16 protein-coding genes are annotated in these 15,388 nt (G+C 73.1%); 9 read left to right on the forward strand and 7 right to left on the reverse strand.

Features of this window, described 5'->3' with window-relative positions:
- Positions 1–82: 82 nt before the first annotated feature.
- The 3 genes from ACTOQ2_RS34400 to ACTOQ2_RS34410 form a co-directional block, all read right to left on the reverse strand.
- Positions 83–745 (reverse strand): class I SAM-dependent methyltransferase, encoded by a 663-nt coding sequence (locus tag ACTOQ2_RS34400; protein ID WP_440104997.1) that lies wholly within the window; start codon positions 743–745, stop codon positions 83–85.
- Between the two features lie 259 nt (positions 746–1,004).
- Positions 1,005–1,637, reverse strand: a complete 633-nt coding sequence (locus ACTOQ2_RS34405; protein ID WP_440070857.1) for a response regulator — start codon at positions 1,635–1,637, stop codon at positions 1,005–1,007.
- The gene (locus tag ACTOQ2_RS34410) at positions 1,634–2,773 is read right to left on the reverse strand and encodes a sensor histidine kinase (protein ID WP_440104998.1); all 1,140 of its coding nucleotides are present in this window, start codon (positions 2,771–2,773) and stop codon (positions 1,634–1,636) included. Before ACTOQ2_RS34410 ends, ACTOQ2_RS34405 begins: the two co-directional genes overlap by 4 nt.
- Before the next feature lie 112 nt (positions 2,774–2,885).
- Between ACTOQ2_RS34410 and lgt the strand changes: the two genes are divergently transcribed.
- Complete coding sequence (gene lgt / locus ACTOQ2_RS34415; protein ID WP_440104999.1) at positions 2,886–3,716, forward strand: prolipoprotein diacylglyceryl transferase; 831 nt, start codon at positions 2,886–2,888, stop codon at positions 3,714–3,716.
- A gap of 356 nt (positions 3,717–4,072) precedes the next feature.
- Here lgt and ACTOQ2_RS34420 read toward each other — a convergent pair whose 3' ends face one another.
- Entirely contained in the window at positions 4,073–4,546 is a 474-nt protein-coding gene (locus tag ACTOQ2_RS34420; protein ID WP_440105000.1) for a low molecular weight protein-tyrosine-phosphatase, read from the reverse strand.
- Positions 4,547–4,925: 379 nt separating this feature from the next.
- Here ACTOQ2_RS34420 and ACTOQ2_RS34425 point away from each other — a divergent pair, with 379 nt between their 5' ends.
- From ACTOQ2_RS34425 to ACTOQ2_RS34450, 6 genes are all read left to right on the forward strand, one after another.
- Positions 4,926–5,111, forward strand: a complete 186-nt coding sequence (locus ACTOQ2_RS34425; protein WP_440105001.1) for a hypothetical protein — start codon at positions 4,926–4,928, stop codon at positions 5,109–5,111.
- Positions 5,112–5,114: 3 nt separating this feature from the next.
- Positions 5,115–5,663: a peptide deformylase gene (def, locus tag ACTOQ2_RS34430; RefSeq protein ID WP_440105002.1), complete on the forward strand. Its 549-nt coding sequence runs from the start codon at positions 5,115–5,117 to the stop codon at positions 5,661–5,663.
- Positions 5,664–5,842: 179 nt separating this feature from the next.
- Positions 5,843–6,232, forward strand: a complete 390-nt coding sequence (locus tag ACTOQ2_RS34435) for a pyridoxamine 5'-phosphate oxidase family protein (RefSeq protein WP_440070865.1) — start codon at positions 5,843–5,845, stop codon at positions 6,230–6,232.
- On the forward strand, positions 6,225–7,514 hold the full coding sequence (gene cbiE, locus ACTOQ2_RS34440) for a precorrin-6y C5,15-methyltransferase (decarboxylating) subunit CbiE (protein WP_440105003.1): 1,290 nt from the start codon (positions 6,225–6,227) through the stop codon (positions 7,512–7,514). The genes ACTOQ2_RS34435 and cbiE overlap by 8 nt, the downstream gene beginning before the upstream one ends.
- On the forward strand, positions 7,511–8,254 hold the full coding sequence (gene cobM / locus ACTOQ2_RS34445) for a precorrin-4 C(11)-methyltransferase (protein ID WP_440105004.1): 744 nt from the start codon (positions 7,511–7,513) through the stop codon (positions 8,252–8,254). Before cbiE ends, cobM begins: the two co-directional genes overlap by 4 nt.
- Before the next feature lie 22 nt (positions 8,255–8,276).
- Positions 8,277–9,041 carry a cobalt-precorrin-6A reductase gene (locus ACTOQ2_RS34450; protein ID WP_440105005.1) on the forward strand — a complete coding sequence of 255 codons (765 nt, stop codon included), beginning with the start codon at positions 8,277–8,279 and terminating at the stop codon, positions 9,039–9,041.
- 26 nt (positions 9,042–9,067) lie between these two features.
- Here ACTOQ2_RS34450 and ACTOQ2_RS34455 read toward each other — a convergent pair whose 3' ends face one another.
- The 3 genes from ACTOQ2_RS34455 to ACTOQ2_RS34465 all read right to left on the reverse strand — a co-directional run bounded on the left by ACTOQ2_RS34455 (position 9,068) and on the right by ACTOQ2_RS34465 (position 13,618).
- Positions 9,068–10,783: an ABC transporter ATP-binding protein gene (locus ACTOQ2_RS34455; protein ID WP_440105006.1), complete on the reverse strand. Its 1,716-nt coding sequence runs from the start codon at positions 10,781–10,783 to the stop codon at positions 9,068–9,070.
- Entirely contained in the window at positions 10,780–12,615 is a 1,836-nt protein-coding gene (locus ACTOQ2_RS34460) for an ABC transporter ATP-binding protein (RefSeq protein ID WP_440105007.1), read from the reverse strand. Before ACTOQ2_RS34460 ends, ACTOQ2_RS34455 begins: the two co-directional genes overlap by 4 nt.
- A 106-nt stretch (positions 12,616–12,721) precedes the next feature.
- Positions 12,722–13,618, reverse strand: a complete 897-nt coding sequence (locus ACTOQ2_RS34465; RefSeq protein ID WP_440105008.1) for an alpha/beta hydrolase — start codon at positions 13,616–13,618, stop codon at positions 12,722–12,724.
- A 95-nt stretch (positions 13,619–13,713) separates the two neighbouring features.
- On the opposite strand from ACTOQ2_RS34465, the gene ACTOQ2_RS34470 reads away from it, so the two are divergent.
- The gene (locus ACTOQ2_RS34470; RefSeq protein WP_440105009.1) at positions 13,714–14,748 is read left to right on the forward strand and encodes a PucR family transcriptional regulator; all 1,035 of its coding nucleotides are present in this window, start codon (positions 13,714–13,716) and stop codon (positions 14,746–14,748) included.
- Between the two features lie 536 nt (positions 14,749–15,284).
- Positions 15,285–15,388 (forward strand): helix-turn-helix domain-containing protein (locus ACTOQ2_RS34475; protein ID WP_440105010.1); only part of this gene is annotated, 104 nt, incomplete at its 3' end.

Genomic DNA, 15,388 nt, shown 5'->3' on the forward strand with positions numbered 1-15,388 from the left:
CGACGCGTGGTGGCGAGCCCTGGGGGAGATCCCGGGCCTCTCGCGTACGGCGGACCGCCGCCGCCGGCTGAGGGCGGTCGGCTCAGTATCGGTGGAACGCCCTTACCGCCAGCACCGATGGGATGGCGTGCTCGCGTGGCTCGAAGAGCCGATCGATGCTCAGTCCCGCGTCGATGAACGCGTTGACCAGGTCGGGCAGCGGCACGTGGCTCATTCCGACCCGGTCTCGGACCCCGCCTTCGCGCCACCACGGCGAGCGCTCGTGCCAGCCCCTGAGCCGGTAGGTGGGGTGGATGACCACCGCTCCGTCGGTACGGAGCTCGATGTGCGGACCGTTGAAACAGGGGTGCACCCCGTAGAACAGCAGCAGCCCGCCCGGAAGCAGCACCCGGGCCGCCTCCTTGATCAGCCCGGCGAAGTCGCCGATATCGGTGGAGACCCAGAGCGCGGTGACGGTGCCGAAGGTGTCCGCGGCGAACGGGAGCGTCGTCGCGTCACCCTGCAGGAGCGGGGCGCCGTCCCTGCGGCGGGCGAGACGCAACTGGTCGGCCGAGTGGTCGAGGCCGACGACGGTCCGGCCGGTGGATCGGATGGCGTCGAGGTAGAGGCCGGTGCCGCAGCCGATGTCCAGGCACAGGCCCTCACCGGGGCCCAGGAGATCGGCCATGTGGGCGACGTTGGCGGCGGCGCCGGGCCCGATGTAGTCGTCGTACCACTCGGCCTGGCCGTCATATCGCGCGGTCATGATTCATTCAAACATCCTGGCCGCGGTCCACTGGCAACGATCCGGGGTGTCCACCGGCACCATCTCCGCGCGCGACGACAGACGGACGGTGAGCGCCGCACCGTTCGAACTCACCTCGCGGCGGGCCGGACATCCGTGTCGCGCGCGGATTTGACGGCTCTGGCTCACTCCCGATGATCCGGTGACCCAGAGCGGTCTCGGCCGGAGGCGCCGGCCCGCATCCGCGCGGCCGGCTCACCGCTGAGCTCGGCCGAAGGGGCTAACCGCCCAGCCGGATGATGCCGCGGGAAGCGGCGACCGTCACCGCGGCGGTGCGGTCGTCCACGCCGAGCTTGGCGAAGATGTGCAGCAAGTGGGTCTTGACCGTGGCCTCGCTGATGCACAGGTGGGCGGCGATGGCCTTGTTGCTCATCCCCTGGGCGACCGCGCCGAGGACCTCGATCTCCCGGCCGCTGAGGGCATCGGGGGCATCGGCCCGCGCCCACGACAACACTCGGGTCGCGATCGCCGGCGACAGGGCGCTCTCCCCTCGCGCCGCCGCCCGGATCGCGTCGAACAGCTGCTCACGGCCGGTGTCCTTGAGCAGGTAGCCGGTGGCCCCCGCGTCGATGGCGCGTGAGATGTCGCCGTCGGTGTCGTAGGTGGTCAAGACGATCACCTTGGCGCCCGGGTCGTGTTCGCGGATCCGGCCGATCGCCGTCGCGCCGTCGATCTCGGGCAGTTGCAGGTCCATCAGGGTGACGTCGGGCCGCAGGTCGCGCGCCAGCCGCACCGCGTCCGCGCCGGAGACCGCTTCGCCGACCACCTCCAGATCGTCCTGGGTGCCCAGCATCGCCCGGATGCCGTCGCGGACCACCGGGTGGTCGTCGGCGATCAGGACCCGGACGGTCATCGCGCCCCGCTCAGCGTCACCACTGGAAGGCTGGCCGCCACCGTGGCGCCCGCACCTGGGGTACTTTCCACGAGCAGCGTGCCGCCGAGCTGCTCCATCCTCTCCCGCATGATCGAAAGGCCGTGCCCGAAGGCGGCCCGTCCGGGATCGAAACCGTCGCCGTCGTCGTGGACGTCGAGCACGACCAGGTCCTCCATGTACGACAGGGTCAGCGTGACCTGCTCGGCGCGGGCATGGCGGCGAACGTTGGCGACCGCCTCCTGCGCCACGCGCAGCAGCTCCGCCTGAACCTGGGCTTCGAGCGGCCGGAGCTTGCCGGTGATCACGGTGTGCGCGTGGACGCCGGTCTCGTCCGACAGCCGGCCGGACAGCCACTGCAGGGCCTCCGGCAGGCCGCACTCGTCGAGCCGGCCGGGGCGCAGCGCTCTCACCACCCGGCGGCTTTCGGCCAGATTCTCCCGTGTCGCCCGCAGCGCCTGGGTCAGGTGCTTGTTGTCCGGCAGGGTCGCCTGGGCCGCCTCCAGCAACATCGCCACGCTGGCGAACCCCTGGGTCAGGCTGTCGTGGATGTCGCGGGCCAGCCGCTGCCGCTCGGCCGCCACGCCCGCCTGCCGTTCGGCCGCCGCCCGCGCCTCCTGCTCGACCTGCAGCCGGTCGAGGAGCCGCTTGCGCTCGGCGCTCTGCCGGGACACCGAGCCGAAGTACCCGACCGCGGTGGCCGCGCTGATCGCGATCAGCGCGGCGATGACGATCTCGGCCCAGGTGATCGACCCGGTCGCGTGGAAACGATGCCACAGCCAGCCCCCGGCGCACGACACCACCGCGACCAGCCCGACCCGCACGGCGTCCATGCAGTACGGCACGAGCACACTCAGCACGACCACCAGGAAGGAGGAGTCGATGGCGAACAGCCCCAGCCAGAGCAGCCCACCGCCGAGCGTGTACGGCGCGGGCACGCCGTCGGAGGGCGGCGTGCGCAGGACGAACCACACCGCGTACCAGGCGGCCAGCCCGGCCACCAGCACGACCGGGAGCACCTGGCCCGCCTCCTTCAGGGGGCCGGCCGAGGTCAGCACCAGCCATGAGGCGAAGAAGGCGTGCTGCCACCGGCGCTGCGACCGCTCCCAGGACTCCACACCGCCGACGATAATCAACCACCCGTCCGCTCGGCATCAACCAGTCGACTGATCACGTGATCGGTGTTCCGTTCGATGCGGGCGCCGCCGTACCGGGACCAGACTCGACGGCGTGACCGCCATCCCCAGCCCGACCCAAGCCGTCTGGCACCTCGGCCCGCTCCCGATCCGCGCCTACTCCTTGCTGATGCTGCTCGCCGTCCTCGTCGGCATCTGGGTGACCCGGCGCCGCTGGGCCGCTCGCGGCGGCGAGCCCGGCGCGGTCGGGGACATCGCCACCTGGGCCGTGCCGTTCGGCCTGGTCGGTGCCCGGCTCTACCACGTGGCCACCGACTGGCAGCAGTACTTCGGCCCCGGCGACGACCCGCTGCGCGCGTTCGCGATCTGGGAGGGCGGGATCAGCATCTGGGGCGCCGTCGCGGGCGGCGCGGTGGGCGCGTGGCTGGCCTGCCGCCGCAGCGGCGTCGCGCTGCGCGACTTCGCCGACGCCGTCGCGCCCGGGATCGCGCTCGGGCAGGCGATCGCCCGCTGGGGCAACTGGTTCAACCAGGAGCTGTACGGCAGGCCGACGACCCTGCCCTGGGCGCTGGAGATCGACCCCGCCCATCGGCCACCGGGTATGGAATCCACCGCCACCTACCATCCGACCTTCCTCTACGAGTCGCTGTGGAACCTGGGCGTGGCCGGGTTCGTCATCTGGGCCGAACGGCGGTTCCGGCTCGACCGTGGCCGGACATTCGCGCTCTACGTCGCCGCCTACACCGCCGGTCGCGCCTGGATCGAGTGGCTCCGCATCGACCCCACCCACCACATCCTCGGTCTGCGCCTCAACGACTGGACCGCCCTGCTCGCCTTCACGGCCGCGGTCACCTACCTCATCGCCACGCGAAGGGTCGCTCCGGCGGATCGACCAGGCGGCGAGCCTCCCCGCAGACACGCGTGACGGGACGAGGCCGACCGGCGCGGCAACGGCGACGCACCGTTTCCCAACGGGTATGCGGTCAACGCAGACCGAAGTGTGGCAGGCATGGCTGCAGGCCGTGGATCTCCACCGGAACCGGGATCCGCAGTTCGAGCCGGGGCATGATCAGCAGAGGCCAGTGGCGCATACCTGCTGATTGTCCCGATCTTTCCCGGGGCGGTCATTCGAATTATCGGCATCGCGAACCCCGGGGGCCAGCTTTTGATCTACACTGTAAAGGCGGTGGCGCGGGCGCAGGCGAAATGCCGTCACGGAAAAACCGAACCCCTCACCGGTCGTGGCGGCGACGGCCGGAAGCGGGGGGCCGGCGGGAGATCTCACCTGAGAGTGGCCGCCAGGTGCTCGGCCAGGCCCTTGGAGGCGGCCTCGACCATCTCCAGCACCTCGGCGAAGCCCTCGCGCTCGCCGTAGTAGGGGTCGGGCACCTCGGCGCCCTCGGGCGCGGCGGGGTCGAAGGAGCGGAACAGCCGCACGTCCGCGCCGTCGGGGGCGAGGCGGCGCAGGGCGCCGAGGTTGTGGGCGTCCATGGCCAGCACCAGGTCGACCCGGTCGTACCAGTGGCTCAGGAACTGCCGGGCCCGGTGCTCCGAACCGTCGTAGCCGTGCTCGGAGAGCGTCTCGGCGGCCCGCGCGTCCATCGGGCCGCCCTGGTGCCAGCCGCCGGTGCCCGCGCTGTCGACCGTGACGAGGTCACCGAGACCGTGGTCGTCGAGGGTCTTCCTCAGCACGACCTCGGCCATGGGGGAGCGGCAGATGTTGCCCATGCACACCACGCATATGCGATAGCTCATGCCTACCAGGATGCCGCCTGCCTGGGGTGCGCCGGCCGGGTGAGGGCCGGGGGCGGGGGTCTCGCCCCCGGCCCGGGGAAGCGGGCACGTCCTGGACGGGCGGCACGCTCTGCATGAGGCCTCGCTCCGCTCAGTGCGGCGGCGTGTCGTCCTGCGACAGCATGAAGCCGGGTCAAGTGGTAACGCGCAGAGTCACTGATCGTCAATGCTGAGTGATCGATCGGGATCGTGTGCGGCTCCGTCCCACCCCGGTCCGCCCCGGACCGGACGCGCGCCCGGTTTCGCGAGCCTCCCGCGGTTTCCCGGGGGCGACGGAAGCGATCACGCGTGCGTGATGTTCGATGACTCCATAGGCATCGTCCATGACGTGGAGGTCCCCGTGGGAAAGCTCAGTGAAGACGCCAGGGAACTGCTCAGGCAGCCCATCCACGCCTGGGCGACCACCGTCAGGCCGGACGGCTCGTTGCACAGCACCGCGGAGTCCCATCCCTTCCGGACCCCGGATGAGCGGCGCATCACCGTGAGAATCACGCCCGACGACGTCATCTTCAACCCGGGAGGCTGAGCGGTGGAGGCTAGTGGAGAGGGCCGGCCCGCGCCCATCCGTCACGTCGGCGACCCGGTGCTGCACCGGCCCTGCGAGCCGGTCACCCGTTTCGACGAGAACCTGGCCACGCTGGTGCACGACATGTTCGCCGGCATGTACGCCGCCGACGGCGTGGGGCTCGCGGCCAACCAGATCGGGGTGCCCCTGCGCGTGTTCGTCTACGACTGCCCGGACGACACCGAGGAGTACCGCAAGGGCGTCGTGGTCAACCCGGTCCTGGTGCTGCCCGAGGCCGCCGCGCGCACCCTGGCGGACTACGACGAGGGGTGCCTTTCTGTGCCGGGACAGCGGGCGTCGCTCGCCCGGCCCGACCGGGCGGTCGTGCACGGCTTCGACGTCACCGGGGCGCCCCTGACGGTTGAGGGCACCGGGCTGCTGGCCCGGTGCCTGCAACACGAGACGGACCACCTCGACGGCCGCCTCTACATCGACCGGCTCCCGGCGGAGCGGCGTGAGGAGGTCCTGCGGGCCTACGAGGAGGAGCGCGACCGGCCCGTCGTGGACGGCTGACCGGCACCGGCCGAGGGGGGCGGGCCGGCCTGCGCCGCCCCGGCCGGAGCGGCGCCGCTCGGCCTCGGTCCGGTCCGGCAGGGGTGGGCGTGGGGCCTGACCGGCGGCCGGGTCCGGTGGCGGGCGCGGCCCGGGGCTACCATGTCGCCCGGCAAACGGTATCGGGGAAGGATCGGCTGTTGAAGGATCTCGGGGAGGAACTCCGCGCGTTCTGGCGGGAGCGTCACCTGTGCACGATGACCACCGTGCGCGCCGACGGCACGCCGCACGTCATCCCGGTGGGGGTGACGCTGGACGCCGAGGCGGGGATCGCCAGGGTGATCACCTCGGGTGGCTCGCACAAGGTCCGCCACGTGCTCGCGGCGGGGGACGAGGGCGCGGCCGTCGCGGTCTGCCAGGTGGACGGGCGCCGCTGGTCGACCCTGGAGGGGCGCGCGGTGATCCGTACCGACCCCGGGTCGGTCGCGGACGCCGAGCGCCGCTACGCCGAGCGCTACCGCGCGCCGCGGGAGAACCCCGCCCGCGTCGTGGTCGAGATCCGCATCACCCGGGTGCTGGGCAATGTCTGACCCCGCCACCACCGGCCTCGCCTCCGATCCCGTCGTCACCGTCGTCGGGATCGGGGACGACGGCTGGGCCGGTCTCTCCGAGGCGGCGCGGCGCGAGCTGCGCGCCGCCGAGGTCCTGATGGGCGGCGCCCGGCAGCTGGGCCTGGTCCCGGAAGCCGACGCCGAACCCGGTGCCGGGATCGAACCCGGCGCCGAGCGTGTCGTCTGGCCCTCGCCGCTGCTGCCGGCCCTGCCCGCGCTGATCGCCTCCCACCGGGGACGCAGGGTGTGCGTGCTGGCCAGCGGCGACCCCATGTTCCACGGCATCGGCACGACCCTGGTGCGGCTGCTCGGCGCGGACCGGGTCCGGGTCCTGCCGCACCCGTCGTCGGTCTCGCTGGCCTGCGCCAGGCTCGGGTGGGCGGCCGACCGCGTCGAGGTGGTCAGCCTCGTGGCGCGCCCCGCCGAGGTGCTGCACCCGGTCGTCCACGACGGCCGCCGCGTGCTGGTCCTCAGCGCCGACGGCCGTACCCCGGCCCGGGTCGCCGGGCTGCTCAACGCCCGAGGCTACGGCGCGAGCCCGATGACGGTCCTGGAACGGCTCGGCGGCGCCGGGGAGCGCGCGGTCTCCGGTACGGCCGCCAGCTGGTCGCTGCCCGCCACCCACGACCTCAACGTCGTCGCCGTGGAGTGCCGCGCCGACGCCGGGACCGTTCCGCTGCCCCGGTTGCCCGGCCTGCCCGACGAGGCGTTCGAGCACGACGGCCAGCTCACCAAGAGCGAGGTGCGCGCGGTCACCCTGTCCCGGCTGGCACCCGTCCCCGGGCAGCTGCTGTGGGACGTGGGCGCGGGGGCGGGCAGCATCGGCATCGAGTGGATGCGCGCGCACCCGGACAACCGGGCCGTCGCGGTGGAGTCCCACCCGGGCAGGGCGGCCGCGGTCGCCCGCAACGCCGCGGCGCTGGGCGTTCCCGGTCTCGACGTGGTGACCGGCGCCGCGCCCGCCGCGCTCGCCGGGCTGGAGCCGCCCGACGCCGTCTTCGTCGGCGGCGGGGTGACCGTTCCCGGGATGGTGGAGGCCTGCTGGGAGGCGCTGCGGCCGGGCGGCAGGCTGGTGGCCAACGCGGTGACCGTCGAGTCCGAGGCGGTCCTGGCCCGCTGGCACGGCAGGCTCGGCGGCGGCATGGTCCGGCTCGCGGTCAGCCGGGCCGCCCCGGTCGGCGGGTTCACCGGCTGGCGGCCCATGATGCCCGTCACGATCTGGACCGCGGTCAAGCCGCCGGTCCCGGAGGAGAAGCGATGACGGTACGTTTCGTCGGGGCCGGGCCGGGCGCCGCGGACCTCGTCACCGTGCGGGGCCAGCGGGCGATCGCGTCCGCGCCGGTGTGCCTGTACGCCGGGTCGCTGGTCCCGGCCGAGCTGCTGGAGTCGTGCCCGCCGGGCGCGCGGCTGGTCGACACCGCCAGGATGGCCCTGGAGGAGATCGTCGCGGAGATGGTCGCCGCCCACGGGGCCGGGCACGACGTGGCCAGGCTGCACTCCGGCGACCCGTCGGTGTTCAGCGCGATGGCCGAGCAGATGCGCAGGCTGGACGCCGAGGGGGTGCCGTACGAGGTGATCCCGGGCGTGCCCGCCTTCGCCGCCGCCGCGGCGTCGCTGCGGCGCGAGCTCACCGTGCCGGGGGTGGGGCAGACGGTCGTGCTGACCCGCACCTCGGTGCGCGCCACCCCCATGCCCGAGGGCGAGGACCTCGGCACGCTCGGCCGCAGCCGGGCCACGATGGTCCTGCACCTGGCGGTGCAGCGCATCGAGGCCGTCGCGGCGGAGCTCGTCCCCAACTACGGCGCCGACTGCCCGGTGGCCGTGGTGGCGAGGGCCAGCCGCGACGACGAGGTGATCCTGCGCGGCACCCTGGCCGACATCGCCGGACAGGTCCGCGACGCGGGGATCCTCCGTACCGCGGTGATCGTCGTGGGCCGCGTGCTGACCGCCTCGGAGTTTCCCGACAGCCACCTGTACTCGGCCGCCCGCTGCCGTGACTGAGCCCGCGTTCCGAGGTGACGGCGTGCCGAACACGCTGAACGTGCTGATCCTGGGCGGCACCGACGAGGCCAGGCGGCTGGCCGCCGCGCTCGCCGGGCGCGCGGGGACGCGCGTGGTGTCCTCGCTGGCGGGCCGGGTCCGCGACCCGAAGCTGCCGGTGGGGGAGGTGCGCGAGGGCGGTTTCGGCGGCCCCGGCGGGCTCGCGGCGTGGCTGGCGGAGCACGGCGTCCACGTCGTCGTGGACGCCACGCACCCGTTCGCGGCCAGGATGACCGCCTCGGCGGTCGAGGCGGCGCGCCGGACGGGCCTGCCGCTGCTGATCCTGCGGCGTCCCGGCTGGCGGGAGGCTCCCGGCGACGACTGGCGCTGGGTGCCCTCCCTGGAGGCCGCCGCCGAGCTGCTGCCCTCGCTGGGGGAGCGGGTGTTCCTCACCACGGGACGCCGCAGCCTGCCGGTCTTCGCCGGCCTCGACGGCCAGTGGTTCCTGGCCCGCTCGGTGGACATGCCGGGGCCGGTCGTCCCGCGGCGCCTGGAGGTGCTGCTCAGCCGGGGGCCGTTCACGGTGGACGGCGAGCTGGCCCTGATGCGCGAGCACCGGGTGGAGGTGCTGGTCACCAAGGACAGCGGCGGCGAGATGACCACCGCGAAGCTGCTCGCCGCCCGCGAGCTGGGGCTGCCGGTCGTGGTCGTGCGCCGCCCGCCCTCGCCCGAGGGGGTGACCTCGGCGGGGACCGTCGAGGCCGCGCTCGCCTGGCTGGAGACCGCGGCCGGCCCCGGCCCCGCGTGACGGGGCCGGCCGGGCGTGGCTTCGCGCTACCGGGTACGTGTCGGCGTCATGGAGATCTCCCAGAAATCGGCGTAGCGGCCGCCGCGGCGCAGCAGGTCGTCGTGGCCGCCCTCCTCCACGATCCGGCCGCCGTCCAGGAAGACGACGCGATCGGCGCGCCGGACGGTCCGCATCCGATGCGCCACCATCACCACCGTCCGGCCCGCCATCAGGCGCTCGATGCCTTCGTGGACGGCCGTCTCGTTGACCGGGTCGAGTGCGGAGGTGACCTCGTCCAGCAGCACGATGGGCGCGTTCTTCAGCAGCGCCCGCGCGATCGAGACACGCTGGCGCTCGCCCCCCGACAGCAGCGCGCCGCCCTCGCCGACGTTCGTCGCCCACCCGCCGGGCAGCCGCTCGATCACCTCGTCCAGCCGTGCCGCGGTCGCCGCCGCCCGTACCTCGGCCTCGCCGGCGTCGGGGCGGCCGAGACGCACGTTGTCCTCGATCGTGCCGTCGAAGAGATAGACGTCCTGGAAGACGATGGCGATCCGCGCCATCAACACCTCGGTGTCGATCGCGCGCACGTCCACACCTCCCACGCGCACCGCGCCTCGGTCCACGTCGTGGAAACGCGCGAGCAACTGCAGCAAGGTGCTCTTGCCCGCGCCCGACGGCCCGACGACGGCGAGCCGCTGTCCCTGCGGTACGGACAGCGACACCCCGTCGATCACCGTGTGGCCGCCGTGCCGGAAGGTGACGGAGTCGAACTCCAGGTCATGCCGTTGCGGCTGGATCGGCTCGCGCGGTTCCGGCAGGGGTTCGGTGCGCAACACCGCGTCGAGTCTGGCCAACTCGGAACGTGCGCCGCGCAGTTGGCTACCGATGTCGGCCAGCGACAGCAGCGGATCGGCGCAGCGGGCGGCGAGCACCAGGATGGCCAGCACCTCAGCGGCGCCGATGCTCCCGCCGAGCGCGAGGTAGGCGCCCAGGAACAGCAGGACGGTGAACACCGCCTGCACGGTGAGCGTCAGGCCCACGGCGCCGGGCAGCGTCGCCAGCACGGTACGGCGGGACGCGCGCTGGACCTCTCGCAGTGAGTCGTCGAGCAGCCGGAAGCGTTCGGCGCTCCGGCCGCCGGCTCGCAGCACCGGCTGGGCCTGGAGGTATTCGATGACCCGCCCGGTGGCCTCGTGGTCGCGTTCTGCGCGCTCGGCATCGGTGGCGGCCGTCGATCGTGCCGTCCAGATCTGGATCGCCGCCACGATCGGGGCGGCGGCCAGCGCGGCCAGCCCCATCCGCCAGTTGAAGGCGAGCATCACGACAATGATCGTCAGGGGGGTCACGGCGGCGGAGATGGACGGTGCCAGCAGATGCGCGATCGCGCTCATCGCCTGCAGGACGCCGCGGCCGGCCAGGACGGACAGCTCGCCGACCCGGCCGGCGCCGTACCAGCCGATGGGCAGGCGGGCCAGGTGATCGCCGAGGCGGTGATACATGCCGCGCAACATCGTGGTCCCGACGCGGAAACCGGATAAATCGCTGTAGTAGCGCAGCGCCGCGTAGGCCGCGACCGCGGCCCCGAACGCGATCAGCCAGGGCCGGGCGTCCCCGGGCGTGCCCCCGAACAGGGCCCGCAGCACGGGAACCAGCAGTGCGTAGGACAGGCCCTCGGCTATCGCGGTCGTCGTCATCAGGGCCACGGTGCGACGTACCGGGCGGGCGTACCGGTGCCCCAGCACGCGCAGCAGCATTCGAATCATCGAGGCTGGTCTCCTTGCGGTATGCCACGGCGGGTTTCGGTCTCGTCGGCGCTCGCGGACGGATGGGATTGCCAGAACGCGGCGAACTTTCCGTTCTGTGCCAGTAGGTCGGCGGGCCTGCCGCGTTCGACGATCACCCCGTTCTCCAGGACCACGACGGTGTCGGCGCCGGCGACCGTCTCCAGACGGTGGGCGATGACCAGGATCGTCCGCTCGCCCGCCGGTGTCACCAGGGCGTCGCGCACCGCCTGTTCGGTCCGCGGGTCGGCGAAGGCGGTCGCCTCGTCGAGCACCAGGACGGGCGTGTCGGCGAGCAGCGCGCGTGCGATCGAGATCCGCTGCGCCTCGCCACCCGACAGCGTGACGTCCTCACCGATCACCGACTCGTATCCGCGCGGCAGCGCGAGAATCCGATCATGAATGTTCGCCAGCCGGGCGGCGCGCACCACGTCGTCGCGGCCGGCCCGCGGCACGGCCAGCGCGATGTTGTCCGCGACCGACGCGCGCAGCAGCCGAACGTCCTGGAAGACGAAGGAGACCATCCGGTGGAGCTCCCCGCCGAGCTCGCGCAGATCGACACCGCCCAGGACGACCGAACCGTGGGTCGGGTCGAAGAACCGGGGCAGCAGCTGGACCAGCGTGGACTTCCCGCTTCCCGACGGTCCCACGATCGCGGTGACCGTCCCCGGTTCGAGCACCAGGTCGATCCCGCGCAGCACCTCGTGGCCGGTTTCGTAACCGAACCGGACGTCACGCAGCTCCACCCGGTGCCCCCGTGGCACGACCGGGTGCGCGGGCTCGGGCAGCGACCGCACCGCGAGCACGTCCCGGATCCGACCGGCCGCGCGCCGGGCGGCCTGCAGGTCGTCGAAACCGTGGCCGAGAGCCGCCACCGGAGCGGTGAGGCCCAGTCCCAGCAGCAGGAAGGGAAGCAGGTCCGCCGGGGCCATGGAACCGGTAGTGATCAGAGCCGTACCGCCGGTCAGCACGACCAGCAGCACGAACGGCGGCGACAGCGCCACCTGCATCCCCGCACCGAGCGCGGAGAGACCGCGCACCATCCGGTAGAAGACGCGGGCGAAATCGTCCACGGCCGCGCGGAATTCACGGTGTGCGCGCTCGCCCCCGCCGAACGCCTTGATCACCGAGATGCCCTGGACGAACTCGACGACGGAGCTCGCGATCCGTTCCATGGCGGCGTCGAACGCCTTCTGCTCGCGCAGCCGGGCCGGGGTCATCATCAGCGGGACCAGCGCCACCGCCAGCGCCACCGGGATCAGCGTGATCAGCGTGAGCCGCCAGTCGATGGTGAGCAGGTAGACCAGCGACACCAGCGGCACCACGAACGCGGAGACGAGCTCGCCGGGGGCGTGGGCGATGAGCGGATGCATGGCACTCACGTCCCGCCCCACCACCTTCGCCAGCTCGCCGGTCCGGCGCCGGGAGAGCCAGCCGATCGGTACGCGCCCCAGCCGCATGGCCAGTCGCCGGCGAAGCGACAGCTGCACGTGGTCGTCGAGGACGTGCCCGATGCCGGATGACGCGGCCGTGAACAGCAGCCGGACGAAGAAGCCGATCGCACCCGCGATCACGACGAGCCGGACATGACCGTGATCGATCGGGCCCGGCGACAACAGGGCACGGCCCAGCTCGACGACCGCCAGCAGCGGCGCCAGACCCGCGACAGCGCCGATGACCTGCAGGATGACGACGGCGGCGAAACCCCAGCGGTAAGGGTGCAGCAGCCTCGCCAGGCTCTGCCCGGCCGCGGGATCGGCGTCCGGTGGCGGTGCCGACCGCTTTTCTGCCTCGGCGACGGCGGTGGCGTTCATCACTCTCCCCTCCTCGTCAGTCTCGTCGTGACCGGGCACGGGACCGAGCACGTAATCGGGCACATGACCGGGCCGACGGTGGCCGGCCCGGCCGCCGACGCCGGCCTCACTCGGCCAGGGCGCGGCGCAGGGCCGCGGCGAGCTCGGCGATCTGCCGTCGCGACACCTCTGCGGACAAGATCGCGTGCGACCCGTGGAAGGTGCCGGGCCACTGGTGCAGCTCGACCGACACGCCCGCCTGCAGCAGGCGCAGCGCGTAGTCGATGTCCTCGTCGCGGTTCGGGCAGAGCTCCGCGGTGGCGATGTAGGCGGGTGGCAGGCCGGACAGATCGGTGGCCCGCGCCGGGGTGGCGTACGGCGAGGCGGGCGCGGACCCCAGGTAGTGCCGCCAGGCCGAGGTGACCGTGTCGCGGTTCATCCAGGGCGTGTCGGTGAAGTGCCGCGCCGACCAGGTCTCCTGCCGGTCGTCGAGGCCTGGCTGGTTGAGCAGCTGGAAGCGGATCCGCGGCCCCCGCTGGTCACGCGCCCGCAACGCCGCCGCGGCCGCGAGCCCCGCGCCGGCGCTGTGACCTCCGACCGCGATCCGCTCCGGGTCGACGCCGAGTTCCGCCGCGTGCTCGGCCGCCCAGGTCAGCACGGCGTAGGTGTCGTCCAGGGCGGCGGGGAACGGATGCTCGGGGGCGAGGCGGTAGCCCACCGAGATCACCACCGCGCCGGAGGCGTCCGCGAGCCGGAGGGCCCACGGGTGCTCGGTGTCCACGTCACCCATGACGAACCCGCCGCCGTGCATCCAGATGACGGCGCCCCGCGCCCGGTGCGGGCGATAGATCCGCACTGCCACGTCCGGGTCGGCGGGCACCGTACGGTCCTCGATCTCCACGTCCGCGATGTCGGGTACCGGTATCGAGGTGGCCAGCTCGGCGAAGCTCTTGCGTTCGGTGACCGGGTCGGTCAGGTCTGCCTTCGGGATCAGCGGGATGAATGCTTCCAGTTCGGGATCCATGACCACGATGCTCGCAGTCGGTGCCCCGGACATCATCCGCCACTTGTCGGGCATTGCCCCCTTGCCGCGCGACGATCGCCGCATATCCTTCCGGCATGGAGGCATTGGCCGCACGGCTGTCCCGGCTGGACTCGGAGGCGGGGGGCGCGCTCCGCGTCGTGATGTTCTACGACACGCTGATGCGCCGCCGGGTGGACCTTCCGGCGCTCGCACGGGCCTCGGCGGGCCTGGCCGAGTGCGTGACCGGGATCCGGCTGCACGGCACCGGGCGGGCGATCCGCATGTCGCCCGACGGCGGGGAGGCGTCCGCCCCGGCGGCACCCGCGTCCACCACGGCGCCGATCACCCTCGACGGGGAGGAGGTCGGCACGGTGTGGCTGGAACGCCCGGGCCCGCCCGGCCCGCTCGACGAGCTGCTGCTGGACCGGCTCGCCATCGCCGCCACGGCGGTCGTCGAGAGGTACGGCCCGGCCCGCACCACCATGGCCGACCCCGCGCTCGTCGAGCTGGTGATCAGCTCCGACAGTGACGAGGCGGCCAGAGCCCGGGCCCTGCGACTGCTGGGCTTCGCCGCCGACCTGCCGATCCGCGTCATCGCCGTACGGTCGCGGCGTCCGCTCGACCAGGTCGGCGGCTTGATCTGCCCGGCCCGCCCGGTGAAGGCGGCACCGGTCGCCGACGTGGGCGTCATCCTGGCCACCACCATGGACCCGGCCCGCTTCCCGGCAGGCGTGCAGGCGGGCGTCGGCGCCGCGGAGAGCCCCGACCGGTCCTGGCGGGAGGCCCGCACCGCCCTGCGCTTCACCACCCCGCGCCGGCCGGTCGTCCACCACGACGACCTGGGCGTGCTGGCGCTGCTCGCGCAGGTCCCCCAGGACACCGCGCGAGACAACGCCGACGTGGCCGCGATCGCCCGGATGGCCGGCACCCCGGAGGATCTGGACACCCTGGACGCCTACTGCGCCACCGGATCCCTGCGCCGGGCCGCGGACCTTCTCCACCTGCACCACAGCAGCGTCTCCCGCCGGCTCGAACAGCTCGGGAAGACCTTGGGCTTCGAACTCACCGAGCCCACCGGGCTGGTACGGGCCAGGCTCGCCCTCACCGTGTGGCGGCTCCTCGACGACTGAGGAGGAGCCGCCTCGCCGGCCCGGGCGCCGCCGACGACGGCCCGCCGTGCGCGGGGCGCGCCGGGTGAGGCCGCGCGGCCCCGGGGGCGGCCCGCCGCCCCCGGCCCGGCGCGTCAGGCGGGGTTGGAAGCAGTTGCTGGTTGAGCATGTATCAGGATGTGTGAGTGATCGTGAAAGAGTGGGTTAAGGCGCGGGGTGTCCATCCGATCACCGCTTACCGGTGGTATCGGGAAGGCGCCCTGTCCGTGCCCGCGCATAAGGTCGGACAGCTGATCCCGGTCGCAGACGTCGATTCTGCCGCCTCGCGTGGCGCAACCACCGTGGGGTACGCCTGCGTCTCTTCGGCGCAGGCGTCTTCCTCGGCGTGCCCGCCTCCACCGACCCCTCCACCGTCACGGCTGGCAAGGCCACCGGCTCCTTCTGCGGCTTCCTGCGCTCCCGAGGTGGGCGTCGGTCTGTTCGCCGATCGGGGGGTCGTTGATCATGGCTCCTACGCTACGTTGACGGTCGGTGACGTAGCGTGAGGGGGAGGGTTGATGCGGGTCCACCTGGCCTACCGCTACGCCCTGGACCCCACCCCCGAGCAGGCGCGCCTGCTCGCCTCCCACTGCGGCGCGGCCCGGTTCGCCTTCAACTGGGG

The sequence above is a fragment of the Streptosporangium sp. H16 genome, from assembly GCF_051918855.1.
GTDB lineage: Bacteria > Actinomycetota > Actinomycetes > Streptosporangiales > Streptosporangiaceae > Streptosporangium.